Annotated in this window: 1 protein-coding gene and 1 pseudogene; both read left to right on the forward strand. The window is 75.8% G+C overall.

Going from position 1 to position 3,982, the window contains the following annotated elements; all coding sequences use genetic code 11:
- Nucleotides 1–197, forward strand: a pseudogene (locus ACWDR0_RS34660) (hypothetical protein); the annotation flags it as partial.
- Nucleotides 198–644: 447 nt separating this feature from the next.
- Entirely contained in the window at nt 645–3,851 is a 3,207-nt protein-coding gene (locus ACWDR0_RS34665) for a tetratricopeptide repeat protein (protein ID WP_456355815.1), read from the forward strand.
- The last annotated feature ends 131 nt before the right edge of the window (nt 3,852–3,982 follow it).

The following is a 3,982-nucleotide window of genomic DNA, read 5'->3' on the forward strand; positions in this document are numbered from 1 at the left end:
GCACGAAGATCGGCTCCGGCTGGGGCGGCATGGCCGACTTCGTCGGCATCGGCGACCTCACCGGGGACGGCAAGGACGACATCCTGGGCCGTACCGCCAAGGGCGACCTCTACCGGTACGCGGGCGACGGTGCCGGACGGATCGGCTCGGGGGCGAAGATCGGCGCGGGCTGGCAGAACTTCACCACCGTCGGCTGAGGGCCGCCCGCCGGGCCGGGGGGCCGGGGGCTGCCCCCCCATGCAGGCGCCGGGGCCGCGGTGCGGGCGGTGCCGGGACCGCGCGCCCCGTGCGCGGTCGGTCCCGGAGGCGGCGGGCTCCGTGCACGGACCCGGGGCGACGGACCCGGGGCGACGGACCCGGGTTTCAGGCGTGAGCATGGCATAAGCGGGTAGGGCAGCACCTAGGCCGTATCCGGAAAGCAGCGCCGTCCGCCCGAAGGGCTTCGCGGGGCACGCGGAACCTTGCGGACACGGCCCAGGCCGTGCCGGGCGGGGTTTCCGCGGGGGCGGCCGAGGTTCGGGCCCGGAGTGGATTCCCGGTTCCCTCGCGTGGTGGCAACGGCGCCCGGACGCGGCCCCGGCACGGGCGGGGAGCCGGGCGCGGGCGCGGACACCACACGATCGGAACGTACGGAGGGGGCCGCCATGCGGGAAAACCACAGGGCCGAGGCCGAGCAACTGCTGGCGCGTGCGGTGGAGGAGGAGACCCGGCGGAACGGGGGGACGGCCGACGGGCGGATGCTGCTGGCCCGGGCCCGGGCCGCGCTGGACGGGATGGCCGCGGCGGCGGGCGAGGAGTACGCGGCGTACGAAGAGGCGCTGAGCGCGGCGGAGGCGGCCCGGCAGCCGCTGTCGTCCCGGCTGGCCTGGCGGAATCTGTCGACCCCCGTACTGGTGACGGTCGTTGCCGCGGTCTCGGCCGCCGGGGCCGATCTGGCCCTGGGCACCTCGTCGGGTACGGCGCTGGGCGCCGGGGCCGTGGTCGCGGTGGCGGGCGCGGCGACGACCGTACTGAAGGTGACGGCCTCGCACTGGCCGGCCGCCCATCGCACCGCCGGGCGGCTGGGGCAGCCGGGCGGCCCGGAGCAGTTGCGGCTCCAGTGGCTGACGGCGCTGGAGGTACGCGGCGTACGCCCCTTCCTGGAGCAGCAGCGGATGCTCGCGGCCTCCCGGGCCCGGCCCGTGAGCACGCCCGGCGCCGTGGACCGGCTGCGCGGTGCCGACCGCAGCGCCGCCGCGCGCCGCCGGTCGGTGCTGGAGCAGTCGTTCGGTCATCTGCCGGTGCCGGAGGGGCCGTTCGCGGGCCGCCGGGACGCCGTCGAGCAGATCGGGCAGTGGGTGCGTACCGCGCGGGCGGCGACCGAGACCCGGCCCACCATCGTGGTGCTGTACGGGCGCCCCGGCGCCGGCCGCACCACGCTGGCGGTGCGCGCGGCCCACCGGCTGAAGGACCAGTTCCGGGGTGCCTGCGTGGTGGACCTGCGCGGCGAGAGCGGGCGGCCGCTGACCACCCGGGACGCGCTGCTGCACCTGCTGAACCGGCTGGGCGCGCCCCGGGAGCAACTGCTCTTCCGGGAGCGTTCGTCGGCGGAGCAGCAGGTGCGGCGGCTGGCGGAGCTCTACCACCGGCATCTGACGGGGCTGCCGGTGACGGTGATCCTGGACGACGCCCGGGATCCGGAGCAGGTACGGACCCTGGTGCCGGAGCGTTCGGACAGCCTGGTGCTGGTCACCGCGCGCGAGCGGCTGGACCTGCCGGCGGACGTACCGGCATGGGTGCACCAGCTGCCGGTGGAGGCACTGGACGCGGCCGGCGCGGAGGAGCTGCTGGCCGCGGCCGCGACGGCGGAGGAGGACGGCAGCGGCCCGTACGACGCGCAGGGCACGGACCGGATCCGGGAGCTGTGCGGCGGGCTGCCGCTGGCGCTGCGGGTCGCGGGCTCGTCGCTGGGGGCCAGGACCGCCGGGCGGCTCGCGGAGGACCTGGCGGCCTACGGTCCGGTGGACCCGGTCGAGCGGGCGCTGTGGCTGCGCTACACGGACCAGCCCGACCAGGCCCGCAGACTGCTGCGGCGGCTGGCGCTGGCGGGCCGGGCGTCGCTGGGCGCGGCGGCGGCCGCGGCACTGCTGGCGACCGACGAGACCGAGTCCCTGAAGCTGCTGCGGGAGCTGGCGGGCGCGGGGCTGATCGACCGGGTGCGTTCCTCCCGCTACAAACTGCACGACGCGGTACGGGCGTTCGCCCTGGCCCGGCTGCTGGACGAGGAGGAGCCCGCCGAGCGGGCCGCGGCCCAGGAGCGGCTGATCCAGAACTACGCGGATCTGGCGGGGGCGGTGATCCGGATGGTCGACGGAAAGCTGTCCACCCGGGCCGGGAAGTTCGACGCGCACGGCTTCTCGTCGCTGGACTCGGCGCTGCGCTGGCTGGACGACGAGTCCAGTTTCATCACCTCGGCCCTGCGGTACGCGGAGGGCGTCGACCAGCAGACCGTGCTCAACCTGCTGGGCGCGCTGGCCGACTACTGCCTGCTGCGCGGCGACCTCTACCGGCTCGGGGAGATATCGGAGCTGACGCAGGCGGTGGACAAGGGGCTGCTGGAGCGGGCGGTGCAGTTGCGGACCGGTATCGCGGCCCGGCAGCTCGGTGAGCTGGACAAGGCGCGGACGACCCTGTCGTCGGTGGTCGGGCTCTACCGGGACGCGCAGAACGAGGCGGGGGCGGCGCTGGCGCTCTGCTCCCTCGGCATCACCCTGCACCATCAGGGCAATCTCACCGAGGCCGCGGCGAAGCTGAACGAAGCGGTCGCCATGCAGTCGTCCGAGGAGCAGGCGGAGGACCGGGCCTGGTCGCTGCACGCGCTGGCCGCGGTCCGCCGCGACCAGGCGCATCTGGCGGAGGCCGTGACCCTGCTGGACACCGCCCTGACGCTGCACCGGGAGGGCGAGTCGCTGCACGGCGAGGCCTGGACCCACTTCCAGCTCGGCCAGGTCTGTCTGCGGATGGGCGACGTACCGCGGGCGGTGGAGGAGCTGCGGACGGCGCTCGACCAGTACGGGCGGACCAGGGACGGGCGCGGCGAGGCCTGGGCGCTGACCCAGCTGGCCCGGGCCAAGCTGGTGGACGGCGACCCGGCGGCGGCCGTGGACGAGCTGGAGCGGGCGCTCTCGCGGCACCGGGAGAACGAGGACGCGCGCGGTGAGGCCTGGACCCTCTACTACCTGGGGCAGGCGCTGGAGGAGCGCGGCGACCGGGAGCAGGCGATCCGGGAGCTGGAGCGGGCGCGCACGATGTTCTCGCGGATGCGGGACGTCTACGGGCTGGCCTGCGCCCGGCACCACTCGGGCCGGGTGACCCGCGATATGCGGGCCGAGCGGACCGGCAGCCTCCGTAACTCCGGCTTCGCCCGTCAGCTGCTGGTGGACGCGCGGGCCGACTTCCGGCGGATCGGGGTGGCCCACGGGGAGGCGTGGACCTGTCTGGAGCTGGCGCTGATCGACGCGGGCAACAGCCGCGAGGCGCAGGCGCTGGCCCTGTGCGACGAGGCGGCCGGTCTCTTCGGCTCGTACGGCGACGAGCGCGGCGCCGACTGGGCGAAGCTGCTGCGCTGCACCCTGCTGCCGTACGCCTCGCCGGGCGGTACGGAGGTGGGCACGGTCGTCGCCCAGGAGGAGCTGTCCCGGATGACCGCCGCCCGCCACCCGGCGCGCGACGGCAAGCTGGAGGACTGCGCGGCGGCGCTGGCGGTGATGCTGGAGCGCGGGGTACGCCTGGAGGACGGCTGGCAGGCCTGGCAGCTGGGCCTGTACCCGAACCGCCACGCCCGGGAGGTCATGGGCGTCCGGGTCCCGTAGCGCCCGGCGGGAACGGCTGCGCGGGGCGCGCGGGGGCTGCGCCCGGCCGGTGAGGAAGGTCGTGAAACCCCAGAGCGCGGTGAGGGAGAGCAGGGGAACCAGCAGCAGCGCCACGATCTTCCGGCGGATGG

The organism is Streptomyces sp. NPDC003691, from assembly GCF_053981115.1.